Annotated in this window: 7 protein-coding genes; 5 read left to right on the top strand and 2 right to left on the bottom strand. The window is 69.5% G+C overall.

Annotated elements, in window-relative coordinates; translation table 11 throughout:
• The coding region (locus tag K9U40_RS21310) for a molybdopterin cofactor-binding domain-containing protein (protein ID WP_282892122.1) at positions 1-860 on the bottom strand (860 nt) is incomplete at its 3' end.
• On the bottom strand, positions 857-1,330 hold the full coding sequence (locus tag K9U40_RS21305; RefSeq protein ID WP_282892121.1) for a (2Fe-2S)-binding protein: 474 nt from the start codon (positions 1,328-1,330) through the stop codon (positions 857-859). The genes K9U40_RS21310 and K9U40_RS21305, both read right to left, overlap by 4 nt.
• 317 nt (positions 1,331-1,647) lie before the next feature.
• On the opposite strand from K9U40_RS21305, the gene K9U40_RS21300 reads away from it, so the two are divergent.
• The 5 genes from K9U40_RS21300 (at position 1,648) to K9U40_RS21280 (ending at position 6,543) form a co-directional block, all read left to right on the top strand.
• Positions 1,648-3,153: a 6-hydroxynicotinate reductase gene (locus K9U40_RS21300; protein ID WP_282892120.1), complete on the top strand. Its 1,506-nt coding sequence runs from the start codon at positions 1,648-1,650 to the stop codon at positions 3,151-3,153.
• A gap of 5 nt (positions 3,154-3,158) precedes the next feature.
• Entirely contained in the window at positions 3,159-4,115 is a 957-nt protein-coding gene (locus tag K9U40_RS21295; RefSeq protein WP_282892119.1) for a UPF0280 family protein, read from the top strand.
• Positions 4,108-4,692 (top strand): amino acid synthesis family protein, encoded by a 585-nt coding sequence (locus tag K9U40_RS21290; RefSeq protein ID WP_282892118.1) that lies wholly within the window; start codon positions 4,108-4,110, stop codon positions 4,690-4,692. Before K9U40_RS21295 ends, K9U40_RS21290 begins: the two co-directional genes overlap by 8 nt.
• Positions 4,689-5,273 (top strand): amino acid synthesis family protein, encoded by a 585-nt coding sequence (locus tag K9U40_RS21285; RefSeq protein ID WP_282892117.1) that lies wholly within the window; start codon positions 4,689-4,691, stop codon positions 5,271-5,273. Before K9U40_RS21290 ends, K9U40_RS21285 begins: the two co-directional genes overlap by 4 nt.
• A 61-nt stretch (positions 5,274-5,334) precedes the next feature.
• Positions 5,335-6,543: an ABC transporter substrate-binding protein gene (locus K9U40_RS21280; RefSeq protein ID WP_282892116.1), complete on the top strand. Its 1,209-nt coding sequence runs from the start codon at positions 5,335-5,337 to the stop codon at positions 6,541-6,543.
• Positions 6,544-6,585 lie beyond the last annotated feature (42 nt).

Raw genomic sequence — 6,585 nt, 5'->3', positions numbered from 1 at the left:
GGGGTGGGCTTCCACTCCACCTTCAGGCGGCGGGCGGCCTCGGCGGCCTGCTCCTCGCGCTCGGCCACCACGCCCACGAAATCGCCCATGGTGACCACCGCCACCATGCCGGGAATGTGGGCGACGGAAGCCTCGTCCACGCGGATGAGGCTCCTGCCGACGAAATCGCCGGCGTCGATGCCGGCATAAGGCGGGCGCACCACGCGGCCATGCAGCATGCCGGGCACGCGCACGTCATGCACATAGGTGAAGCTGCCCGTGGCCTTGGCCGGGATATCCACCCGTGGCACGCGCCGGCCGACGATGCGGTGGGCGCTGGCCGGCTTCACCGGCACGTCGTCGGAGAGGAGGAGACGCTCGGCGCGGCCCGTGAGCAGCTCGCCGTAGGAGAGGCCCGCATTGCCGCCGTCGCGGGGGCAGACGATGCCGTCCTCCACCTCCAGCGCATCCGCCTCCAGCCCCAGCGCCTCGGCGGCCAGCGCCACCAGCCGGTGGCGCGCCTGCGCCGCCGCCCGCCGCAGCGGCTGGGCGGAGACCTGGATGGAATCGGAGGCGATGGTGGCGCCCTGGTTGGGCGCAAGGCCGGTATGGCCGAGCACCATGGTGACGCGATCCAGCGCCACGTCCAGCTCCTCGGCGACGATCTGCGCCAGCGCCGTGCGGATGCCGGTGCCGAGGTCCACATGGCCGTTGAAGGCGGTGACGGCGCCGGTGTCGTCCACCAGCAGGAACAGGTCGAGGGCGCCGTCTTTCGGCATGGCGCTGCGCTGGAGGCCGGCGACGGACTGCGCCGGGCGCAGCACACAGAGGGTGCCGGAGGCGGCGAGGATCTGCTCCCTGTCCGGGCGGGGCTCGTTCACGGTGCTTCCTCCCGGCCCGCGGCGCGCATCACGGCGCGCAAAATTTCCACATGGGTCCCGCAGCGGCACAGATTGTAGCGCAGGGCGGCGCGGACCTCGTCTTCCGTGGGCGACGGGGTGCGGGCGAGGAAGGCGACGGTGGTCATGATCATGCCATTGAGGCAGTAGCCGCATTGCGCTGCCTGCTCGGCGATGAAGGCGGCCTGCACCGGATGCGGCGCCTCAAGGGTGCCGAGCCCTTCCAGCGTGGTGATGGCGCGGCCTTCCGCCGTGCCCAGGGTGGTGACGCAGGAGCGGGCGGCAACGCCGTCCATGAGCACGGTGCAGGCGCCGCATTCCCCCAGCCCGCAGCCGAACTTGGGGCCGTTGAGGCCGAGGTCGTTGCGCAGCACATAGATGAGGGGCGTGGCGCGGGGCAGCGCGAAGCTGTGCGCTGTTCCATTCACCTGAAGTTGAACCGGCTCGGACATCTTCGTTTCGGTCCGCCCTCGGACGTGCCAGTGTAGGCGACGCGGCAGGCGCCACGCGTGTCTGGATTGTTTCTATACGAATGATCTGGCGTCAAGCGCGCACCGCGCACAAATGCGCGGCGCGCCCACCCGCTCCGAAGCGGCCCGGGCGAGGTCATAAAGCTGTGGCCGCAAAAGGATAGGGCAGGTCTGCTGCCTCTTCGGGCGGCGTGCCTCATCCTTGTGCTTGACACTTCGGGCCGCTCCTTTTTCATTAGTGTACATATGAAATCGAAATCGCCCCGCCGGCTGTCCGCCGGGGCCGGAGCCCGCCCTCCATGGCGCAGAACATTCAAGGCGACGCCTCAGGCCAGACCCCCGTCCGCGCGTCCGGCGCCGACGACAAGATCCGGTGCGATGCCTGCCCGGTCATGTGCTACATCAAGCCCGGCAACACCGGCGCCTGCGACCGCTACGCCAACCGCGACGGCGAGCTGATCCGCGTCGATCCCCACGTCATCCTCGACCGCACGCTGGAGCAGGGCGGCAAGGTGGTGCCCTTCGACCGCGGCGGCGACTGGGACGGCCGCCTCGTGACCGATGGCGGCACCTTCGTGACCGCGGTGGGCTCCGGCACCACCTATCCCGACTACAAGCCCGCCCCCTTCATCGTCTCCGCCGAGGTGAACGGCGTGGACATGGTGACCGTGGTCACCGAGGGCATCTTTTCCTACGCCGGCGTGAAGGTGAAGATCGACACCGACCGGTTCCTCGGCCCGGAACAGGCCACCGTGCGCGTGGCCGGCGAGCCGGTGGGCCATGTCACCACCTCCGAATACGGCTCGCAGATGCTGTCGCTGGGCGGCGTGCACCACCTCACCGGCGGGGCCAAGAAGGAAGGCCGCGTCACCTGCGAGACGCTGCTGGACCTGTGCAACGGCAAGGCGGTGGAACTCACCGTGGACGACGGCGCGACCCTCATCGTGCAGGCCGGCCACGCGCCCATCGTCAATGGCGGGCAGGAAGAGCGCATGCGGGTGGGCTGCGGCTCCGCCACCATCGGCATGTTCGCGCGGCAATGGTTCGGCAAGGTGGACGAGGTGGTGGTGGTGGACGACCACATCACCGGCGTCCTCTCCGAGCATCAGGCCGGCAAGCTGCTCGGCGTGCGCGACACCGGCATCCGCATGAAGGGCCGCCGCTCCACCCCCGGCCGCTATTTCCAGGTGGCCGAGCCGGGTCTGGGCTGGGGCGGCACCAATATTTCCGATCCGCTCTCCATCCTCGGCGCGTTCGATGCCAAGGCGGCCTGGCCCGGCCTGCGGCTGCTGCTGGTGTCCACCACCGGCGAGCATTTCGGCTATTACGTGCTCGACGAAAACCTGGTGCCGCGCGAGGCCGACATCCCGGCGGATCTTGCCCCCTCCGTGGAGCGCATCCGCGAGAATTGCGAGCCGGCGCTGTCCTCCGTGCTGTTCATGGCCGGGGCCGGCGGCTCCCTGCGCGCGGGGGTGACGGAAAACCCGGTGCGGCTCACCCGCTCGGTGAAGGAGGCCATCACCCGCGTCACCTGCGGCGGCGCGCCGGTCTATGTCTGGCCGGGCGGCGGCATCACCTTCATGGTGGACGTGATGCGGGTGCCGGAAAACGCCTTCGGCTATGTGCCCACGCCCGCCCTCGTGGCGCCCATCGAGTTCACGCTGACGCTGGAGGCCTATGCGGCGCTCGGCGGGCACATGGACCATGTGCGGCCGGTCAGTTCCATCCTCGACCGCGACAGCGTGCGGGAAGTGGCGCCCATCGGCGACAATCCCTGGCCGCTCGCGGCCCGCTCGCAGGGCTGACGGCCATGCTGAACGCCGCTTTGTCCGCCTCCGCCGCACCCTTGCCGGTGCCGCCCCGCGCGCCGCAGGTGGCATTGCTTGCGGACGGGCGCCGGCTGCATCTGAACGATGGCCCCATCGACCTCGTCATCGAGGCCAGCGGCGATGCCCGGCAGGTGGCGGCGGCCTACCGCGCGGCGGTGGCGCGCTTCACCGGCCTGCTGGACGCGCTGTGCGCGGAGCTGCCTTTGCTGCGCCGTCCCGCTTATGCGGGGGCGTGCCCGCTCGACGGGAAGGTCGCCCGGCGCATGTGGGAGGCGGTGAAGCCCCACGCGCGGGCCGGCTTCATCACCCCCATGGCGGCGGTGGCCGGCGCGGTAGCCGAGGAGGTGCTGGAGGCGCTGGTGTTGCCCGGCATCACCCGCGCCTATGTGAACAATGGCGGCGACATCGCCCTTCATCTGGTGCCGGGGGCCGACTATGTGGCCGGCCTCGTGGATCGCCCGGACCGGCCCCGCCTCATCGGCACGGCACGGGTAAGCGCGGAGAGCCCGGTGCGTGGCGTCGCCACCTCGGGCTGGCGCGGGCGCAGCTTTTCGCTGGGCATCGCCGACGCCGTCACCGTGCTCGCCCCCACCGCCGCGGCGGCGGATGCGGCGGCCACCATCATCGCCAATGCGGTGAACCTGCCGGGCCATCCCGGCATCGTGCGTATCGCCGCCCGCGAGGTGCAGAGCGACAGCGACCTTGGCCCGCTGAAGGTGACGCGGGCCGTGCCGCAGCTTTACCCCGCCGAGATCGAGGAGGCGCTGGCCGAGGGCCTTGCCTGCGCCTCGGCCCTCGTGGCGCGGGGCCTCATCTCGTCCGCCGCGCTGCATCTGCAGGGCGTGAGCGTTTCCACCGATCCGGCCGAGGGGAGGTTTCCCGGCCGTTCCGTTTTGTCCCTCGCCCGCCAACAAGAAAGCGAAGCAGCTCATGCCTGAGGTCAAGATCCGCAAGCAGGTCCGGATCGTGGAGGAGATCTTCCACGAAGGCGGCCCCGTCGCCGCCACGCCGCGCCGCCGCGCCGCCATCGTCACGGTCATCGAGAACCCCTATGCCGGCCGCTACGTGGAGGACATCGCGCCCTTCATGGAGGACCTGAAGCCCTTGGGCGTCGCCATGGCGAAGGAGCTTGTGGTGGCCCTCGGCGGCGATCCGGCGGTGGTGGACGGCTACGGCAAGGGCGCCATCGTGGGCGCCGCCGGCGAGATCGAGCACGGCGCCCTGTGGCACGTGCCCGGCGGCTACGCCATGCGCGAGGCGCTGGGCGACGCGCTGGCCATCGTGCCCTCCACCAAGAAGGTGGGTGGGCCGGGCACGCGCCTCGACGTGCCGGTGACACATAGCAATGCTTCCTATGTGCGCAGCCATTTCGACGCCATGGAAGTCGGCGTGTCCGACGCGCCGAAGGCCGACGAGATTGCTTTGGTGCTGGTGATGACCTGCGGGCCGCGCGTCCATGCCCGCGTGGGCGGCCTCGCCGCCTCCGACATCTCCAAGGGGGACGGGCTGCGATGAGCGCGAAAATCCGCAAGATCGTCACCATCGTCGAGGAGACGCGGACGGAGATGGGCCGTCCCGTCTCCCCGCCCACCCGCCGGGCGGCGGCGGTGGCGGTGATCGAGAACCCGTTCGCGGGCCGCTACGTGGAGGACCTCTCCGACCTCATCGCCACGGGCGAGGAGCTGGGCGGCCTGCTGGCGGCGCGTGCCGTGGCGGCGCTGGGCATCGAGGGGCCGGCGGCCGAGAGCTACGGCAAGGCCGCGCTGGTGGGCGAGAATGGCGAACTGGAGCACGCGGCGGCGCTTCTCCATCCGAAGATGGGTGCGCCGGTGCGCGCGGTGCTGGGCAAGGGCGCGGCGCTCATCCCCTCCTCCAAGCGGCGCGGCGGGCTGGGCGCGGAGCTGGACATTCCCTTGGGACACAAGGACGCTGCCTTCGTGCGCAGCCATTTTGATGGCATGCAGGTGAGCATTTCCGATGCGCCTCGCGCCAACGAGATCGTGGTGGCGGTGGCGGTGACCGATTCCGGCCGGCCGCTGCCGCGCGTCGGCGGACTGAAAAAGGAAGAGATCAAGGGGGAGGACGGGTTGCGGTGAGCAAAGCCGCGCGTCTTCGCGGCAGGGTGCAGGACTTCAAGAGACCAGAGGGGAACAGCACATGAAGAAACTCATCCGTTTGACTGCGGGGGCGACATTCGCCGCCCTTCTCCTTGCTTCCGGCGCCGCGCGCGCGCTGGAAGGGGAGATCAAGGTGGGCGAGATCAATTCCTATTCGGCGCTGCCCGCCTTCACCGAGCCCTATCGCAAGGGCATGGAACTGGCGCTGAAGGAAGTGAATGACGCCGGCGGCATCAAGGGCAAGAAGCTCGTCATTATCTCCAAGGATGACGGCGGCAAGCCCGCCGACGCCCTCACCGCCGCCAACGAGCTGGTCTCGCGCGACGGCGTGGTGATGATCTCCGGCGGCTTCCTGTCGAACGTGGGTCTGGCGCTGGCCGACTTCGCCAAGCAGAAGCAGGTGGTCTATCTCGCCGCCGAGCCGCTCACCGACGCCATCGTCTGGTCGAAGGGCAACGACTATACCTTCCGCCTGCGCACCTCCAACTACATGCAGGCGGCCATGCTGGCGGAAGAGGCGGCCAAGCTTCCCGCCAAGAAGTGGGCGACGATCGCTCCCAACTACGAGTTCGGCCAGTCCTTCGTGGCCGTGTTCAAGGAGCTCCTGAAGAAGAAGCGCCCGGACGTGGAGTTCGTGGCCGAGCAGTGGCCGCCGCTGAACAAGATCGACGCCGGCCCGGTACTGCAGGCCATCGACGCCGCCAAGCCCGACGCCATCCTCAACGCCACCTTCGCCGGCGACCTGGTGAAGCTGGTGCGCGAGGGCAATACCCGCGGCATCTTCAAGGACCGCGCGGTGGTGAGCTATCTCACCGGCGAGCCGGAATATCTCGACCCGCTGAAGACCGAGACTCCGGAAGGCTGGATCGTCACCGGCTATCCCTGGTACGGTATCAAGACCGCCGAGCACCAGGCGTTCCTGGACGCCTACCAGCAGCTCCACAAGGACTATCCGCGCCTCGGCTCCATCGTCGGCTACTCGACGGTAAAGTCCATCGCGGCGGTGCTCAAGGCCACCGACGACCACACCACCGGCGGCATCGTCAAGGCCATGAAGAACCTGAAGGTTTCCACCCCCTTCGGCGACATCGTCTATCGCGCCGGCGACCACCAGTCGACGCTGGGCGCCTATATCGGCACTACCAGCCAGAAGGACGGCAAGGGCGTGATGGTGAACTTCACCTTCAAGCCCGGCGCCGACTACCTGCCGCCGGAAGCCGAAGCCGCCAAGCTGCGCCCGGCGAACTGAGGTTGTCTCCCCCTCTCCCGCTTGCGGGGGAGGGCTGGGGAG

Origin of the sequence: Xanthobacter autotrophicus, assembly GCF_030015065.1 — a bacterium.
In the GTDB taxonomy this organism is placed as follows: Bacteria; Pseudomonadota; Alphaproteobacteria; order Rhizobiales; family Xanthobacteraceae; genus Xanthobacter; species Xanthobacter autotrophicus_D.
This window is presented reverse-complemented; position numbering and strand designations above follow the sequence as displayed.

Coding starts and splice junctions, on each gene's coding strand:
- K9U40_RS21300 (WP_282892120.1), top strand. CDS start 1,648: ATGGCGCAGAACATTCAAGGCGACGCCTCAGGCCAGACCCCCGTCCGC.
- K9U40_RS21290 (WP_282892118.1), top strand. CDS start 4,108: ATGCCTGAGGTCAAGATCCGCAAGCAGGTCCGGATCGTGGAGGAGATC.
- K9U40_RS21285 (WP_282892117.1), top strand. CDS start 4,689: ATGAGCGCGAAAATCCGCAAGATCGTCACCATCGTCGAGGAGACGCGG.
- K9U40_RS21295 (WP_282892119.1), top strand. CDS start 3,159: ATGCTGAACGCCGCTTTGTCCGCCTCCGCCGCACCCTTGCCGGTGCCG.
- K9U40_RS21305 (WP_282892121.1), bottom strand. CDS start 1,330: ATGTCCGAGCCGGTTCAACTTCAGGTGAATGGAACAGCGCACAGCTTC.
- K9U40_RS21280 (WP_282892116.1), top strand. CDS start 5,335: ATGAAGAAACTCATCCGTTTGACTGCGGGGGCGACATTCGCCGCCCTT.